A 16,809-nucleotide genomic window follows, 5' to 3' on the forward strand; every position below is an offset into this window, starting at 1 on the left:
GCGTTTGCGGCAGCGCAGCGTCAGGCCGCGGCAGGTGCCGCAAGAAGCGCCTTCAGCGAGGCTTCGGCATCCGCGGCGCGCTCCGAGCGATCGATGAAACCGCCGCCCCAGACGCGCGCATCCGCACCTTCCGCCGAATAGAGAACGCAGGCCTGCCCGGGCGCGACGCCCGCCTCGCCGATCGCCAGGTCGACGTAAATGCCGCGCTCGTCCGCAAAGAACGTCGCCGGCGTCGGCGGACGCGTCGAGCGCACCTTGGCGAAGCACTCGAAGCCCTCACGCGCGTCCACGTCGAGTGGACGATCGCCGATCCAGTTCATGTCACGCAGGTAGACGCGGCGCGTCTCCAGCGCCTCTTTCGGCCCGACGATCACCCGTCGGCTGCGTGCATCGAGATAGACCACGTAGAGCGGCTCGCCGGTTGCGACACCGAGGCCCTTCCGCTGGCCGATCGTGTAATGGACGATACCTTCGTGGCGGCCGAGGCGCCGCCCGTCAATGTGCACGATATCGCCGGCCAGCGCCGCATTCGGCTTAACCTTGGCAATGATGTCGGCATACTTGCCGGCGGGAACGAAGCAGATGTCCTGGCTGTCGGCCTTCTTGGCGACGACCAGCCCCATGTCTTCGGCAAGCGCCCGCACATCCGCCTTCGACATGCCGCCAAGCGGAAAGCGCAGGTAATCGATCTGCTCCTGCGTCGTGGCGAACAGGAACCAGCTCTGGTCGCGGTCGGCATCAACCGGCCTGAACAGTGCCCGCCGATTGGGATTGCCGGGCGTCGGATTGGCGCTCGAGCGGATGTAGTGGCCGGTCGCCAGGGCGTCGGCACCGAGTTCCTTTGCGGTTGCCAGCAGATCGGCGAACTTGACCGTCTGGTTGCAGGCCACGCAGGGCACCGGCGTTTCGCCCATGGCGTAGGCTTCGGCAAACGGATTGATCACCGTCTCGCGAAACCGCTTTTCATAATCCAGCACGTAATGTGGGATGCCGAGCGTTTCGGAAACGCGGCGCGCATCGTCGATATCCTGACCGGCGCAGCAGGACCCGGCGCGGTGGACGGCGGCGCCATGATCGTAAAGCTGCAGGGTGATGCCGAGCACGTCGTAGCCCTGGCGTTTCAGAAGCCCGGCCACGACAGAGGAATCCACTCCGCCGGACATCGCCACGACGACGCGCGTATCCTCCGGCCTCTTGTCAAAATCCAGTGTGTTCACAGGAACTCTCTCGGTCGTCTCGCCCGTCTGCGCAATCGGTCGCAGGCATCACGGCTCATCCACGGCGACATCTGGGGCCGTGTCCAGTCTGCTGCGGATATAGAAAGAATGCGGCAAAAACGCAAGGTTTGCGCTTTTTACGCATCGTGCGCGTCTCCGGCTTGGATGTGAGAGAACGTCCCTGTTACGACTGCATCATCCGCGCAGCGCCTTCGGAGATGGCGCCCGCCTGCACGTCCTGCCCGTCCGGCGCCTGCGCGCGCACCTTCGGCAGCGATTGCGGATACTCGCGCCGGATATAGTCGATCAGCTTCTCGCGCACCTCGCAGCGCAGATCGAATGTCCTGCCGCCATCCGATGCCGAGACGAGGATGCGGATTTCCATGACGTTCTCGCGGAAATCGGTGACCGCTACGTTGACCACCTGCCGATCCCACAGGTCCGAATTCGCAGCGATCTCCTCCACCTTGCGGCGCACCTCTTCGACCGGGATCGTGTAGTCGAGGTAGATCATCACCGTGCCGATCAGTGCCGCGCCCTCGCGGGTCCAGTTCTGGAACGGCTTTTCGATGAAGTAGCCGAGCGGCAGGATCAGCCGGCGCCAGTCCCACAGCTTGACCACCACATAGGTCGAGGTGATCTCCTCGACCTTACCCCATTCGCCCTCGACGATCAGCGCATCGTCGATGCGGATCGGCTGGGTGATCGCCAGCTGGATGCCGGCAAACAGGTTCTTCAGCACCGGCTGCAGCGCAAGGCCGAGCACGATACCGGCAACGCCCGCCGAGGCCATCAGCGAAACGCCGTACTGGCGCACTGCTGGAAAGCTCATCAACGCCGCAGACAGCGTGAAGGCGACGATCAGCGTTGCGGCCACCCGCTCCAGGATGCGCGATTGCGTCACGTGCTTGCGGGCCAGCAGATTGTCTTCGGCATCCAGCTTGAAGCGCCGCAGATACACCGTCAGCCAGATATGCAGGGCGGTGCGGGCCATCCAGCCGACGAGCGAGATGAAGGCCAGCAGCAGCAGGTGGCGGATCAGATCCGCCTGCCGGTCGGTGAGCGGCGCGATGGCGACGGCCGGGTTCAGGATCCAGACGACGATGGCGATGCGCAGGGGCCGCCGGTTGCGCGATATCAGCGACCTCCAGAAGAGGTCGCGCTTGGAAACGATGCGGGTCAGCAGGCGGAAGACGATCCGGTGGATGAGCCAGCCGACGAAGACGGCGACCACCAGAACGACCATGCTGATGAACCAGTCGGGCAACCAGCGGACCACGGGATAGAGATACTGTTCAAGGCGCTGTTCCATGGCACCGCAGTTAGAGTGCAATGCAGCAGAGAAAACCCCGGCCGGCTAACAAAGGTGTGAGCGGCTGGTTTTTCTGGCCTTGTTGAAACGGAATGCAAGCTTTCGATGTTGGAAGACATCGATCAGGGAGCGCAATGGCGCCAGGAGGACACGGCACATGACAGAGCGAACGGCACGGGCGGACGACACCCACGATCTAGCGCGCTTCGTCAGTGCCCAGGAGAGCATCTACTCGCAGGCACTGCGCGAGTTGATTGCCGGTCGCAAGCATTCGCACTGGATGTGGTTCATCTTTCCGCAGATCGAGGGGCTGGGTCGGTCCGCTACCGCGCGGCACTATGCAATTTCAGGTCGCGCTGAAGCGCAGGCCTACGCGGCACATCCGCTGCTCGGTCCGCGGCTGCTGGAATGCACGCAGGCGATGCTCACGCATGCGGGCCGCACCGCGCAGGAGATCTTCGGTTCGCCGGACGACCTGAAATTCCGCTCGTCGATGACGCTGTTTGCGGCGATCAGCGAAAAGGGCTCGCCTTTCGAGCGAGCCCTTGATCAGTTCTGCGATGGCAGGCCGGACGGCGAAACGCTCGCCCGGCTCTGACCTCAGTTGACGCCCTGGATTGCCGAGAGCTTCCACTCCTGGCCGGGCTTGCGCACGAAGGTCCAGATCTCGGTTGCCTCCGTCGGCGTGTTCGGATCGCCGGACACGACATTGCCGGTGTCGCGGTCACGCATCACGTCAATGCTCTGGTAGCGCATTGCGACCGTTGCAAATTCCTGGCCGTTTTCGCGCCAGGCTTCAGACAGGTCGCCCTGGATCAGCTGCACGTCCTTGACATCGTTGCGCTGGCCGTTGGTGGCATTCTCGCCCAGTTCCTCGGCAAGATAGGACATCGCCTCCGGCGTCGAGAGCGCCCGGATCTTGGCGTAGTCTTCCGCGCCATAGGCCGTCTGCACATCCGTCAGCAGCCTTTCAAACTGGCTGAGGTCGCGGCTGGTGATGCCGATTTCGTCCGTTGCGGCCGACGCGGCGCGCGGCTTGGCAGCCTGAGCCGCACCAGCAGCCGACCCGCCGCCGAGCGAACCCATCTGCGGGATCTTGAAGCCGCCCTGATTGCCCTGCGGCGGCTCATAGCTGGAGCGGTTGGAGGCGTTCGGGCCAGCAGCACTCGGCGAAGGCTGCGAGCGGCGGGCGAACATGCGCATGGCCAGGAAGATCAGGCCGCCGATCAGCAGCATCTGGAAGAGCATGCCGAACATGCCGCCGAGACCGCCGAAGCCGTTGCCCATCATCATGCCGAACAGGCCGCCGAGGAACAGACCACCCAGGATACCGCCGCCGAAGCCGCCGAACATACCGCGACGCGGCTGAGCTGCAGCCTGCGCACCGGCAACGCCAGGAGCTGCCTGGTTGGTCGCCTGGTTCGGCGTCATCGAGCGTTGAATAGGCGCGGCCGTCGTAGGCGCGGTATTGGTCGACGGGGGTGCCGAATACGTGCGCGTGCCACGGCTGCCGAAACCGCCACCACCGGCGCGACGAGCCTCGGCGAAATCAACCGCCGCCAGCGATACCACCATTCCGAGCGCCAGCACCGACAAAACGTGCCTGAAGCGTCGAAGCGTTGAAAACATGTCTCTCTCCTCATAGATCCGCTGTTGCGAGCGTGCACTCTATATAGAGAGCCATCCGCCAGCCTGTTAGCCGGCGCCGCCGATTTTTTGACATCGTGAGAATTGTTGATCGGTTTTCCACCCCACAATGCAGCAAATCGCAAAAAAGCCCGGCTGGAAGAGATCCGGCCGGGCTATTCTGTTTCAGGTTTCGTCGGCCCGTCTCAGTCGACGTTGAAGGACAGCGGCTTGGCCTGCTTGATGGCCGGGTTGGCAATCAGCTGGTCGAGCACCGCCTGATCCACCGGACCATCGACGTAGAGCAACGCGATCGCATCGCCGTTTTCCTTCTCGCGACCGAGCTGGAAGTTGGCGATATTGACCCCGGCATTGCCGAGCGTCGTGCCCATGAAGCCGATCATGCCGGGAACGTCGGTATTAGAGATGTAGACCATGTTGGCGCCGACATCGGCGTCCATGTTGATGCCCTTGATCTGGATGAAGCGCGGCTTGCCGTCGGAGAAGACGGTGCCGGCGACCGAGCGCGACTGCTTGTCGGTGGTCACCGTCAGCTTGATGTAGCCGTCATAGACGCCCGTCTTGTCGCGCTTGACCTCGGAGAGCACGATGCCCTTTTCCTTGATCATGATCGGCGCCGAAACCATGTTGACGTCGGACACCTGGTTGCGGATCAGGCCAGCTAGCAGGGCCGATGTCAGCGCCCGGGTGTTCATGTTGGCGGTGGCGCCATCGAACAGGATCTCGATCTGCTTGATCGGGTCTTCGGTCACCTGACCGACAAACGCGCCGAGAACATCGGCCAGCCGGATGAACGGCTTCAGGATCGGCGCTTCCTCGGCGGTGATCGACGGCATGTTGATGGCGTTCGAGACGGCACCCTTCACCAGGTAATCCGACATCTGCTCGGCCACCTGCAGAGCGACATTCTCCTGGGCTTCCGTGGTCGAGGCACCCAGATGCGGCGTGCAGACGACATTGTCGAGGCCGAACAGCGGGCTTTCGGTTGCCGGCTCCACTTCGAAGACGTCGAAACCAGCGCCGGCGACATGGCCGGACTTGATGGCTTCGGCAAGCGCTGCCTCATCCACCAGACCGCCGCGGGCGCAGTTGATGATGCGCACGCCCTTCTTGGTCTTGCCGAGGTTTTCGCGGCCGAGAATGCCGCGCGTCTTGTCGGTCATCGGCACGTGCAGGGTGATGAAATCGGCGCGTGACAGGAGCTCGTCCAACTCGACCTTTTCGACGCCCATTTCCCGCGCCCGCTCGACGGACAGGAAGGGGTCATAGGCAATGACATGCATGCCAAGGCCGATCGCCTTCTTGCAGACGATGCCGCCGATATTGCCGGCGCCGATGACACCCAGCGTCTTGCCGGTGATCTCGACGCCCATGAACTTCGACTTTTCCCACTTGCCGGCCTGCGTCGAGGCATCGGCCTGCGGCAATTGGCGGGCAACCGCGAACATCAGCGCAATCGCGTGCTCGGCCGTTGTGATCGAGTTGCCGAACGGCGTGTTCATGACGATGATGCCGCGCTTGGACGCCGCCGGAATATCGACATTGTCGACGCCGATGCCGGCGCGGCCGATGACCTTGAGGTTGGTCGCAGCAGCAATCAGCTTTTCCGTCGCCTTGGTGGCGGAACGGATCGCGAGGCCATCATAGTTGCCGATGATTTCGGCGAGCTTGTCCTTGTCCTTGCCGAGCTTCGGCTGGAAATCGACTTCGACGCCACGGTCGCGGAAGATCTGGACGGCGGTTTCCGACAGTTCGTCGGATACGAGAACGCGAGGTGCCACGAGAGGCCTCCTTCAAAAGAGTTCAAGCAAAAAGGGTTCAGTCTGTTCGGGAATGCGCGGCCCCGCCCTTGCGGCGAGACCGGAAGCTGCGGCCTGTCAGGCCTTGGCCAATGCCGCCTTCTGGGTCTCATAGGCCCAGGACAGCCATGGCATCACGGCCTGCATGTCGGCGGTATCGATCGTCGCACCGGCCCAGATGCGCAGGCCCGACGGGGCATCGCGGTAGGCACCGATATCAAGCGCGACGTTCTCCTTTTCGAGGAGAGCAACGACACCCTTGGCGAATGCCGCCTGCTGGTCGGCGTCGAGCGCCACGACTTCGGGATCGACGATCTTCAGGCAGACCGAGGTGTTGGAACGGGTCGCCGGATCGACCGCCAGGTTGGCGATCCAGTCGTTCTTCTCGACGAAATCGAAGATCACCTGGGCGTTGGCATCGGCGCGGGCACGCAGGCCCTTCAGGCCGCCCAGCGATTTTGCCCAGTTGAGCGCATCGAGATAGTCCTCGACGCACAGCATCGACGGCGTGTTGATGGTCTCGCCGGTGAAGATGCCCTCGATCAGCTTGCCGCCGGAGGTCATGCGGAAGATTTTCGGCAGCGGCCAGGCCGGAACGTAGGTGGTCAGGCGCTCGACAGCACGCGGCGACAGGATGATCACGCCGTGACCGCCCTCGCCGCCCAGAACCTTCTGCCAGGAGAAGGTGACGACGTCGAGCTTGGAGAAGTCCATGCCCTGCGCGAAGGCTGCCGAAGTGGCATCGCAGATCGTCAGACCCTTGCGGTCGGCCGGAATGAAGTCGGCGTTCGGCACGCGCACGCCGGAGGTGGTGCCATTCCACGTGAAGACGACGTCGCGGTCGAAATCGACTTGGCCGAGATCCGGCAGCAGGCCGTAGTCGGCCTCCAGCTTGCGCACGTCCTTGAGCTTCAGCTGCTTGACGACATCGGTAACCCAGCCGGCACCAAAGCTTTCCCAGGACAGCATGTCGACGCCGCGCTCGCCGAGCAGCGACCAGAGCGCCATTTCCACGGCGCCGGTGTCGGAAGCCGGCACGATGCCGATGCGGTAATCCGCCGGGACTTCCAGAATTTCGCGGGTGAGATCGATGGCCTGCTTCAGCTTCGCCTTGCCGACCTTGGCGCGGTGCGAACGACCGAGCGGGGCATCGGAGAGCGCGTCGAGCGACCAACCGGGGCGCTTCGAGCAGGGGCCAGAAGAGAAATGGGTATTGTTCGGACGTACGTCCGGCTGTGCGATGTTCGCCATGTGGCTATCCTTCCAGATAGAAAGCCCTTCGTTGGGGAAGGGTGTCCCACTGGCGTTGGTACGCGAAGCCTCGGGTCGGGTCAAGTCGCTTGCGAGGAAGCAAATGGCGTTTTTACGTACCCTGCCCGCCACCGTCCATCCGCCTGAAACGCTAAGGACCGCCCCTTGCGGAGCGGCCCTTGGATCGAATGGTGCCGGTTGACGGCGATGGTTACTTGTAGACGATGGGCTGCGGGGGAGCTTCTTCCGGCACATAGGCCTCGGCGCAACCGCCGAAGTTGTAGCGGGCACCGATGCGTGCTTCGTGGACGTCGAAGCCCTTGTCGAAGCCCGGGCCGCCGTTTTCGGCATAGCCGAACATGTCGCCGCCGTTGACGTGGCGGTAGCGGTAGCCGATGTCGGCCTTAACGTTGCAGGTCACGTCGATCGTCGCACCTGCCATGAGGGCGTAGGTGAAGCGCCAGCTGCCCTTGCCGCCGTGCTCGAAGGTGCCGTCGCAGCCGCTGCCGTCATCGGCGCAGGACGTGTTGCGCAGCCGGTCCCACTTCACGTAGGTGCCGCCGATACCGGCGCCGACGTAAGGCGTGATGTAGCCGTAGGTGCCGAGATCGACATAGGCGTTTGCGAGCAGGCTGTAGGCGCGCAGGCTGGAGCGGTCCGTCGAGGTGCAGGGTCCGACGCAGGCGCCGAACGCGGCTCCGCCACCGGAAGTCGATCCCTCGAACTTGCTCTTGAACAGGTAGTCGAAGGTCAGGTCGGTGCGCAGGTAATTGTTGACCTGGTAGCCGACACCGCCGCCGAGCGTGAAGGCGTCGCGCAGTTCCGACCGGTCGAAGTCGACCCTCTCGCCGCTGAAGCCGCCCTGGTTGAAGTTGGCGCCCTTGAGGTCGTTGAAGCCGTAGCCGACATCGCCGCGCAGGTACCAGCCGGTCGACGACTGCACCGTGACTTCTGGGACATCGGTATACTGCGGCTCCGGCTGCGGCTGGTAAAGATCAGCGGAAAGTGCCGAGGTCGCCGCCAGCAAGGCGACCAGAAGCGCGCCAGTCAGGGTAGTCTTCATGGATCCCACTCCAGGTTCGATTGTCTTGGCGCGCAACGCGACCAGATCGTCCAAATCTGACGAGGATCATTAACGATAAAGGTTAAGGAGCAATTAAGCATAACGACCCGTAAAGGTTGAGCCGCAACCATTTCGGAACGCCGGGAAGATGTCGCAAGCAAACCTGCCTTGCGACAAAGAAAAACCCGCATCTCCGAGGATGCGGGTTCGAATGACCAGCGATGGGTCTAGACGGATCAGGCCGCCGTGCGGACATTTCCGATCACGCCCACCAGGTCGCTGACGATGCGCTCGATCTGCGCCCGGTCGTCGCCTTCCGCCATGACCCGGATCAGGGGTTCCGTGCCGGACGGCCGGATCACCAGACGACCGCGGCCGCCGAGTTCCGCTTCGGCACTCTCGATCGCCTGGCGCACGATGATATCCTCCAACGGCTTTCCGCCGCTGAACCGGACGTTGCGCAACAGCTGCGGCACAGGCTCGAAGCGCCGGCAGACTTCGCTGACCGGCATGCCGAGGCGCTTCACCCGTGCCAGGATCTGCAGCGCGGCAACAAGGCCGTCGCCGGTGGTGCCGAAGTCCGACAGCACGATATGGCCGGACTGCTCGCCGCCGACGTTGAAATCGTTGTGGCGCATATGCTCGACGACATAGCGGTCGCCGACCTTGGTGCGGGCGAGCGACAGCCCCTTGTCGTTGAGGAAGCGTTCGAGGCCGAGATTGGACATGATCGTCGCGACGATGCCGCCGCCACGCAGCTTCTCGTCCTCCGCCCAGCTCTCGCCGATCACCGCCATCAACTGGTCGCCATCGATGATCTCGCCGTTCTCGTCGACGATGATCACCCGGTCGGCGTCGCCATCGAGCGCTATCCCGATATCGGCACGCACCTCGTGGACCTTCTTGCGCAGAGCATCCGGGCTGGTGGAGCCGCAATCGAGGTTGATGTTCGTGCCGTTCGGCTCGTTGCCGATCGTCACCACGTCGGCGCCGAGCTCCCAGAGCGCGGCCGGTGCGACCTTGTAGGCGGCGCCGTTGGCGCAATCGATGGCGATCCTCAGGCCGTGCAGGGTCACGTCGCGCGGAAGGGTGCGCTTGACGAATTCGATGTAGCGATAGATGTCCCCGTCGACGCGCTTGGCCCGGCCGATCTCGGCGGGCTTGGCGAGTTGCGAGTAGAGGTCCTTGTCGAGCAGATCCTCGATCTCCTGCTCGAGCTCGTCGGACAGCTTGTAGCCGTCAGGGCCGAACAGCTTGATGCCGTTGTCGGCGAACGGATTGTGCGAGGCCGAGATCATCACGCCGATGTCGGCGCGCAGCGAGCGGGTCAGCATGGCGACGGCCGGCGTCGGAATGGGGCCGAGCAGGAAGACGTCGAGCCCGGCTGCGGTGAAGCCCGCCACCAGCGCGTTTTCCAGCATGTAGCCCGACAGGCGCGTGTCCTTGCCGATCACCACACGATGCCGATGGCTGCCGCGGCGAAACAGCGTGCCGACCGCGATGCCGACCCGCATCGCCAGGTCCGGCGTCATCGGGAAAACGTTCGACTGACCTCGAATGCCATCGGTGCCAAAATAACGGCGTGTCATGAATGCTCCTTGGTGCCTGCGCGCCTGGGAACGGCGCGTCTTGTTGTAAGCTTCAGCCGGCAGAACGGTGCCGCGCATGGCTGTGTTGCTTGCTCATGCCATAGAATGGTGGTCCGGGCACATAAATTAGCGTCAAAATCCATCATATCCCGTTACCGAAACCTGAAGAGGGTCTTAACGAGACGACAAAAGGCCGCCGGATTGCTCCGACGGCCTTTGCCCAAGTTGGTGCGCCGAAGTTAGTGCGGCTGCGGCTCAAGCCCGCTTTCCGGTTCGCCGTCGCCCTTCGGCTCGTCCTTCTTCGGACCGGCCTTCGGAACGGCAGACCCACGGGCCGGCGTATCGTCACCCAGGTCGCGCGACGGCTTCTGGCCCTTGATCAGCGCCTTGATTTCGGCACCCGACAGGGTTTCGTATTCAAGGAGCCCTTCCGCCAGAGTAACGAACTCGTCGTGCTGGTCGGTGAGGATGCGGCGCGCTTCGACATAGGCTTCGTCGATCAGCCGGCGGACCTCCATGTCGATCTTCTGGGCCGTCGATTCCGACACGTTCTTCGACTGCGACACGGAGTGACCGAGGAAGACTTCCTGCTGGTTCTCGCCATAGGCAACCTGACCGAGGATGTCGGAGAAGCCCCACTGCGTGACCATGGCGCGGGCAAGCTTGGTGGCCTGCTCGATATCGGAGGAAGCACCCGAGGTGATGTTTTCCTTGCCGAACGTCAGTTCCTCGGCAACCCGGCCGCCCATCATGATGACCAGACGCGACACCATCCACTTGTAGCTCATCGAGTAGCGATCGCCCTCGGGAAGCTGCATGACCATGCCGAGTGCACGGCCGCGCGGAATGATGGTCGCCTTGTGAAGCGGATCGGCAACCGGAACGTAGAGTGCCGTGATAGCGTGGCCGGCTTCGTGGTAGGCGGTCAGCTTCTTCTCGGCTTCGGTCATGGCGGAGGAGCGGCGCTCCGCACCCATCATGATCTTGTCCTTGGCGTCTTCGAATTCGGCCATCGTCACCAGCCGCTTGTTGCGACGTGCGGCCATGAGGGCTGCCTCGTTGACGAGGTTCATCAGATCCGCACCGGAGAAGCCGGGCGTACCGCGTGCCAGAACCTTGAGGTCGACATTCGGTGCCAGCGGCACGTTGCGGGCATGCACCTTGAGGATCCGCTCGCGGCCGACGATGTCCGGGTTCGGCACGACGACCTGACGGTCGAAACGGCCGGGACGCAAGAGCGCCGGGTCCAGAACGTCGGGACGATTGGTGGCGGCGATCAGGATGATGCCTTCGTTCGCCTCGAAGCCGTCCATCTCGACCAGCAGCTGGTTCAGCGTCTGCTCGCGTTCATCGTTACCGCCGCCGAGACCGGCGCCACGATGGCGACCGACGGCATCGATTTCGTCGATGAAGATGATGCAGGGCGCGTTCTTCTTGGCCTGCTCGAACATGTCACGGACACGGCTTGCGCCAACGCCGACGAACATTTCGACGAAGTCCGAACCGGAGATGGTGAAGAACGGTACGTTGGCTTCACCGGCAACCGATCGCGCCAGCAGCGTCTTACCCGTACCCGGAGGGCCGACCAGCAGCACGCCGCGCGGAATGCGACCGCCGAGACGCTGGAACTTCTGCGGATCACGCAGGAATTCGACGATTTCCTCGAGGTCGGCCTTGGCTTCGTCGACACCGGCAACATCATCGAAGGTGACGCGGCCATGCGCTTCGGTCAGAAGCTTCGCCTTTGACTTGCCAAAGCCCATCGCACCGCGCGAGCCACCCTGCATCTGGCGCATGAAGAACAGCCAGACGCCAAGGATCAGCAGCATCGGCAACAGCGTTCCGATATAGCTCAGGAAGCCCGACGAACCATCGGTTTCAGGACGCGCCACGATCGTCACGTTCTTCGACTGCAGCCGTTCGATCAGGCTGTCGTCGATGACCGGAGAATAGGTCTGGAAGCCGGTGCCGTTCTCCGTGAAGGTACCGAGAACACGGTTGCCCGTCACCACAACATCGCGGACACGTCCGGAATCGACGTCGCGCAGGAACTGCGAGTACGGGATTTCCCGCGAACTCGTCTGCGTCGGCGCCGTCTGGAACATGCTGAACAAAGCGATCAGCAGCAGGGCGATTATCGCCCAAAGGGCGAAATTACGAAAGTTTGGGTTCATCGAACTCCCCGGACAATGACGGCCCGCTCATGGCATCCGCCTTACTTGTCGCTTAACATAGGATTGCGCCGTCCCCTTGCCAAGGCAACGGCGGGCGCCGATCCTGTTTTCCGGCTGAAAACGTCAAATGGCGACGGCGGAAATGACGGCAATTCGGCGACAGCGGCAAGCGAATTCGCAAGCTGCCAATCAAATTCCGGTAGGAAACGGTCAAACGGCAGGAGAACCCGCTCGATCGTCACGCCTGCGGCAATTGCCTCAGGCAGCGGCCAAGCGGCCTGACCGACGGCGGTCTCGCCGTGGCATTCTGTCACCATCGGCGAAGAACGGCGGGCAAGCCTTGCAATTCGCGGCGGCAGGCCGCCGGTGATCGGCTGCTGGTGGGCAGCATCCGCACCGCCCTCCCCGCGTTCGCCGCCCTGGACCGACGTCATCAGTGTCGGACGGACATCCAGTGCCTGGTCGCTGTGGTTGGAGATCCTGAACCGTCCGTCCCAGACAACCGTCTCGCCGATCTCGACCCGCAGGATCGGCAGGTCCCTGTCTTCGCGCACCATGTGGAGCGCTTCTCTGCGACGTTCGAAAAGCACCCGTCCCGCTGTCATGCGACCCGGCGAAGCAATGTCGAGAAACTGGCCGATGCGTGTCAGCACCTCGCGTGGCGGTAGATGTACGCGGCCACCGATGACGGCCGTCAAGGCGCCGATCAACAGTCTGAGCGCCCCCTGATCGCCGGTCAGCACATCAAGGTCCAGCCTTGCCGCTACCCGGTGATGGAGGCTGAGGTAGTCGCCCGCCAGATCTGCAGCAGCAGCGCTCAGCTGGCGGCGGCCCTCTGCCGCCTCGCGCCATTGTCGCAGAACCTCTGCTTCGTCTCCGACGGGTACGGTCGGCAGGTCCTGGCGCAAACGCGCCCGCTCCGAGCGGCGGTCGATATTGCTCGGATCCTCCACCCATGAAATGGCCTCATCGCGCAGCAGGTCACGGATCGCATCGCGGCGGGTCGCGAGGAACGGCCGAAGCAAGGGAAATCGCCGATCGAGGATGGTCGACGAGGCCATGCCGGTAGAGCCCGCGCCGCCGGCACCTCCGCTTCTCGCACCTCGCATGGCGATCGTCTCGATCTGATCGTCGAAGGTGTGGCCGGTCACGATGACGCAAGCGTGCCGCTCGGCGGCCACTTGGCAAAGCAGGTCGTAACGGGCCGTCCGGGCGGCAGCGGCGACACCCGTTGCGGGCTTTACGCCGGCCCAGCGTCGGATCACGTGCGGAATGTCGAGGCGCTGACAAAAGTCGCCGACGCTGCTGGCTTCGGCGGCGGATTCGGGCCGCAGACCGTGATCGATGGTGGCGGCAACGATCTCAAAGGTATATGGGGGTGATTGGTCGATGGCCTGTTTCAGAGCGACAAGCAGACCGATCGAGTCGCTGCCGCCCGAGACGGCGACAAGCAGACGTGACGGCCGCGGCAGGTAAGCCAGCAGGTGGTCGATAGCCTCTACGGGAGACAGTGGCGCGTCACGCTGCCCTGCGCCCGGCACGGTCAGCAGCTCAGGCGCTTCTGCTCGCTCGTCACCTTGGAAAGCACCGGACGCGCCGCATTGGGGTAACGCTTCGGCACCTCGCGCAGCGTCGCGCAGGCGGTCTCGCGGTTGTCGAGTGCGGCAAGCGACATGCCGAGCTTCAGCAGCATTTCAGGCGCCTTGGGCGACGTGCCGAAAGCCTGGTGGGCATTGAGGAAGGTTTTGGCGGAATCGCTGTACTTGCCTTGCGAATACTGCGCCTCTCCCAGCCAGAAATTGGCATCGGCCGCCCGCGCGCTCTTCGGGAACGACTGCAGGTAGGAGGAGAACTCGGTCTCGGCCAGCTTGTAATCACCGGACAGCACGTGGTTGTAGGCGGCCCGATACGCATCGCCTTCATTGCCGAGCGACGCGGTCTGCTGCGGATCACGGGTCGGTGCGGCGCCGCTGTCGACGCCGGGAAGCGATGCCGAATTGCGGGCGGCCTGGTTGACGGAGCCGCCGACCGGGCTTCCCTTGCTGTCCATCTCGATGGAGCCGAGGGTTGCCGGGCCGGGTGCCGCGTTGGGAGCAACCGGTGGAGTCCCGGCAGCAGCCGGCGCGGAAGGCGCCGGGCTGCCGATGATCCGGGCTACCTCATCGTTAGCGTTTTTTTTTGAGCCAGCTGCCGGAGCGGCAGCAACCGAAGGCGCGGACCCGCCACCCGATTGGCTCTTTTCGAGCTCCTGGAAGCGGAATTCGTTGTCTTCCTGCGCCTTGCGGATCGTCTCCTGCATCTGCAGCAGCTGGAAGCTCATTTCCTCGACACGCCCATTCAACTGACGCAGTTCATCCTGCAGCTGCTGGATCCGGACGGATTCGTTGGCGCTCTGCACCTGGATGACAGGTGCCTGCGACGGCTGCGCCGTCGGCGCCGACCGTTGGGCCGAGGGGAAGACATTCGACAGCGTGAACGCGGATGCCGGAGCGGTGCTAGCGGCAAGCCCCAGCATCGCTGCCAAGACAAATTTGCTCATATCGTTCGTCCTGCTTTTCGTGACGCCGGCCCGTCGGCCGGGCGCGGGTGGTTCCTGTTACAGTCGATAACAACCGCATTGAAAGCGAAATGACGGGGCAAGTTCGGCAGAACTAAGGAGAACGGAAAAAGGCGACCACGCGGTCGCCTTCCCGTCCCTCATCCCCGAAGGATCAACGGCCGGCGCCACCCAGAACGGTGACTGCGCGACGGTTCTGCGACCAGCAGGAAATGTCGTCGCAAACTGCGACCGGACGTTCCTTGCCGTAGGAGATCGTCTTCATGCGGTTTGCCGGTACGCCACGCGATGCGAGGTATTCGCGCGTCGAGGCTGCGCGGCGAGCGCCGAGCGCCAGGTTGTATTCGCGGGTGCCGCGTTCGTCGGCATGGCCTTCGACCGTGATCGCGTAGTTCGGGTAACGCTGCAGCCACTGAGCCTGACGGTCAAGCGTCTGCTGGGCATCGGCGCGGATCGAGGTCGAGTCGGTGTCGAAGAAGATGCGGTCGCCAACATTGACCGTGAAGTCCTGGCTGGAGCCCGGCGTCGCGGCGCCTGCACCCGAACCCAGGCCCAGATCGCCGGCGCTGTTGGGCATGTTCTTCTTGTTCGCGCAGCCGGCCAGCGCCAGCGCCAGCGTCAGTGCGATGACGGCAGGGTTGCGTGCCAGGGTCTGCATGCGGCTCATCGCCGGGATATTCGTGCGGCTCATGGCCGGTCTCTCCTTGATCAGAAAATTCAACGTTGCCAGACTCTAACCGATCCTGGTTAATCCGAAGCCAACAGTCATGGTTAATGATTGGTAACCTGACCGCTTCTGCCGCAATTTCAGGTCATTGCGGCAGAGTAGTGACGGGGTGGCGTCAGGCGCCACTATTCGAGAAGCGGCGACCATGCCGGGTCGGAACCGTAAGCCGGCGTCTTGATGGCCTGCTCGTTGTAGCCGGTAAGGTCGATCGAGTAGAGCTGCGGTCCGCCCGAACCAGCCGGCTGACGGAAGAACATCAGCACCCGGCCGTTCGGTGCCCAGGTCGGGCCTTCGTTGTGGAAGCCGGTCGTCAGGATGCGCTCGCCCGAGCCGTCCGGCTTCATCACTCCGATCGAGAACTTGCCGGCCGACTGCTTGGTGAAGGCGATCAGGTCGCCACGCGGAGACCAGACCGGTGTCGAATAGGAGCCGTCGCCGAAGGAGATGCGCGTCTGGCCGGAACCATCGGCGTTCATCACGTAGAGCTGCTGGCGTCCGCCACGGTCGCTTTCGAAGACGATCCGTCCGCCATCCGGAGAATAGGACGGCGAAGTGTCGATGGCAGCCGTGTTGGTCAGCCGCGTCGTGGTGCGCGACCGCAGGTCCATGGTGTAGATATTGGAGTTGGCGTCCTGCTGCAGGCTCATGATGACCTTCTGGCCATCCGGCGAAAAGCGCGGCGCAAACGTCATGCCCGGGAAGTTGCCGACCACTTCGCGCTGGCCCGTCTCGAGCTGCAGGAGATAGACCCGCGGCTGCTGGCCCTCGAAGGACATGTACGTCACTTCCTGGCGGTTCGGCGAGAAGCGCGGCGTGAGGACGATGTTGTCCTTGCCGCCGGCCGTCAGCGTGCGGACGTTGAAGCCGTCCTGATCCATGATCGCAAGCTGGCGCTGGCGGGCGTTCTTCGGGCCGCTTTCCGAGACGAACACGACGCGGCTGTCGAAGTAGCCGTTTTCGCCGGTCACCTGCTTGTAGATGGCGTCTGCGATGATATGGGCGACGCGGCGCCAGTTTTCCGGCTGGGTGAAGAACTGCTGGCCGGTCATCTGCTGGCCGCCGAACGTATCCCACAGCCGGAATTCGGCGCGCAGGCGGCCGTCGCCCTCGCGCGTCACGCGGCCGGTCACCAGTGCCTGCGCGTTGATCGCCTTCCAGTCCTCGAAACGCGGCATCTGGTTGGGGTCACTGATCTTCTCGATGAAGGCAGCCTTGTTGACCGGCGCAAACAGGCCGGAGCGCTGCAGGTCGGCAGCGATCACCGCGGAAATCTGCGCACCGAGCTCGTTGCCCGACTGAAAGTCGGTCACGGCGATCGGCAGCGGCTGGACATTGCCCTTGTTGATGTTGATCTCGACGACGGCATAGGCAGGCGTGACCGCCACCGCGGCGGTCAACATGCCCGCAGCCACCATCAGGGCGCGGAAAAGAGAGAACTTGGTCATAGAGACAAGCCTTTCAGCTTTACACGAA

13 protein-coding genes are annotated in these 16,809 nt (G+C 63.5%); 1 reads left to right on the plus strand and 12 read right to left on the minus strand.

Features of this window, described 5'->3' with window-relative positions; all coding sequences use genetic code 11:
• Window positions 1-20: 20 nt before the first annotated feature.
• On the minus strand, window positions 21-1,217 hold the full coding sequence (gene mnmA, locus ACR65N_RS13575; protein ID WP_440457454.1) for a tRNA 2-thiouridine(34) synthase MnmA: 1,197 nt from the start codon (window positions 1,215-1,217) through the stop codon (window positions 21-23).
• Window positions 1,218-1,401: 184 nt separating this feature from the next.
• Window positions 1,402-2,529 carry a mechanosensitive ion channel family protein gene (locus ACR65N_RS13580; protein ID WP_430304446.1) on the minus strand — a complete coding sequence of 376 codons (1,128 nt, stop codon included), beginning with the start codon at window positions 2,527-2,529 and terminating at the stop codon, window positions 1,402-1,404.
• A gap of 157 nt (window positions 2,530-2,686) precedes the next feature.
• Here ACR65N_RS13580 and ACR65N_RS13585 point away from each other — a divergent pair, with 157 nt between their 5' ends.
• The gene (locus ACR65N_RS13585; protein ID WP_440457455.1) at window positions 2,687-3,127 is read left to right on the plus strand and encodes a DUF1810 domain-containing protein; all 441 of its coding nucleotides are present in this window, start codon (window positions 2,687-2,689) and stop codon (window positions 3,125-3,127) included.
• A 2-nt stretch (window positions 3,128-3,129) separates the two neighbouring features.
• On the opposite strand, the gene ACR65N_RS13590 is transcribed toward ACR65N_RS13585, so the two are convergent.
• From ACR65N_RS13590 to tolB, 10 genes are all read right to left on the minus strand, one after another.
• Window positions 3,130-4,158: a Tim44 domain-containing protein gene (locus ACR65N_RS13590; protein WP_440457456.1), complete on the minus strand. Its 1,029-nt coding sequence runs from the start codon at window positions 4,156-4,158 to the stop codon at window positions 3,130-3,132.
• Between the two features lie 203 nt (window positions 4,159-4,361).
• On the minus strand, window positions 4,362-5,957 hold the full coding sequence (gene serA, locus ACR65N_RS13595; protein ID WP_440457457.1) for a phosphoglycerate dehydrogenase: 1,596 nt from the start codon (window positions 5,955-5,957) through the stop codon (window positions 4,362-4,364).
• Window positions 5,958-6,053: 96 nt separating this feature from the next.
• A complete protein-coding gene (locus tag ACR65N_RS13600) occupies window positions 6,054-7,226 on the minus strand; it encodes a phosphoserine transaminase (RefSeq protein WP_430304451.1) in 1,173 nt (390 codons plus the stop codon).
• A 211-nt stretch (window positions 7,227-7,437) separates the two neighbouring features.
• Window positions 7,438-8,289, minus strand: a complete 852-nt coding sequence (locus ACR65N_RS13605) for an outer membrane protein (protein ID WP_430304452.1) — start codon at window positions 8,287-8,289, stop codon at window positions 7,438-7,440.
• Between the two features lie 236 nt (window positions 8,290-8,525).
• The gene (glmM, locus tag ACR65N_RS13610; RefSeq protein ID WP_430304453.1) at window positions 8,526-9,878 is read right to left on the minus strand and encodes a phosphoglucosamine mutase; all 1,353 of its coding nucleotides are present in this window, start codon (window positions 9,876-9,878) and stop codon (window positions 8,526-8,528) included.
• 239 nt (window positions 9,879-10,117) lie between these two features.
• Window positions 10,118-12,052, minus strand: coding sequence for an ATP-dependent zinc metalloprotease FtsH (gene ftsH, locus ACR65N_RS13615; RefSeq protein WP_430304454.1), 1,935 nt, complete (start codon window positions 12,050-12,052; stop codon window positions 10,118-10,120).
• A gap of 41 nt (window positions 12,053-12,093) precedes the next feature.
• The gene (tilS, locus tag ACR65N_RS13620; protein WP_440457458.1) at window positions 12,094-13,593 is read right to left on the minus strand and encodes a tRNA lysidine(34) synthetase TilS; all 1,500 of its coding nucleotides are present in this window, start codon (window positions 13,591-13,593) and stop codon (window positions 12,094-12,096) included.
• A gap of 2 nt (window positions 13,594-13,595) precedes the next feature.
• The gene (gene ybgF / locus ACR65N_RS13625; protein WP_440457459.1) at window positions 13,596-14,591 is read right to left on the minus strand and encodes a tol-pal system protein YbgF; all 996 of its coding nucleotides are present in this window, start codon (window positions 14,589-14,591) and stop codon (window positions 13,596-13,598) included.
• A gap of 172 nt (window positions 14,592-14,763) precedes the next feature.
• Window positions 14,764-15,300 (minus strand): peptidoglycan-associated lipoprotein Pal, encoded by a 537-nt coding sequence (gene pal / locus ACR65N_RS13630; RefSeq protein ID WP_430304457.1) that lies wholly within the window; start codon window positions 15,298-15,300, stop codon window positions 14,764-14,766.
• A 161-nt stretch (window positions 15,301-15,461) separates the two neighbouring features.
• Window positions 15,462-16,781: a Tol-Pal system beta propeller repeat protein TolB gene (gene tolB / locus ACR65N_RS13635; RefSeq protein ID WP_440457460.1), complete on the minus strand. Its 1,320-nt coding sequence runs from the start codon at window positions 16,779-16,781 to the stop codon at window positions 15,462-15,464.
• Between the last annotated feature and the right edge of the window lie 28 nt (window positions 16,782-16,809).

This window comes from Rhizobium sp. SAFR-030 (genome assembly GCF_059415005.1).

Excerpts from the sequence above, each read along its gene's own strand:
- ACR65N_RS13580 (WP_430304446.1), bottom strand. The coding sequence starts at position 2,529 with ATGGAACAGCGCCTTGAACAGTATCTCTATCCCGTGGTCCGCTGGTTG.
- ACR65N_RS13585 (WP_440457455.1), top strand. The coding sequence starts at position 2,687 with ATGACAGAGCGAACGGCACGGGCGGACGACACCCACGATCTAGCGCGC.
- ACR65N_RS13590 (WP_440457456.1), bottom strand. The coding sequence starts at position 4,158 with ATGTTTTCAACGCTTCGACGCTTCAGGCACGTTTTGTCGGTGCTGGCG.
- ACR65N_RS13600 (WP_430304451.1), bottom strand. The coding sequence starts at position 7,226 with ATGGCGAACATCGCACAGCCGGACGTACGTCCGAACAATACCCATTTC.
- ACR65N_RS13605 (WP_430304452.1), bottom strand. The coding sequence starts at position 8,289 with ATGAAGACTACCCTGACTGGCGCGCTTCTGGTCGCCTTGCTGGCGGCG.
- glmM (WP_430304453.1), bottom strand. The coding sequence starts at position 9,878 with ATGACACGCCGTTATTTTGGCACCGATGGCATTCGAGGTCAGTCGAAC.
- ftsH (WP_430304454.1), bottom strand. The coding sequence starts at position 12,052 with ATGAACCCAAACTTTCGTAATTTCGCCCTTTGGGCGATAATCGCCCTG.
- ybgF (WP_440457459.1), bottom strand. The coding sequence starts at position 14,591 with ATGAGCAAATTTGTCTTGGCAGCGATGCTGGGGCTTGCCGCTAGCACC.
- pal (WP_430304457.1), bottom strand. The coding sequence starts at position 15,300 with ATGAGCCGCACGAATATCCCGGCGATGAGCCGCATGCAGACCCTGGCA.
- tolB (WP_440457460.1), bottom strand. The coding sequence starts at position 16,781 with ATGACCAAGTTCTCTCTTTTCCGCGCCCTGATGGTGGCTGCGGGCATG.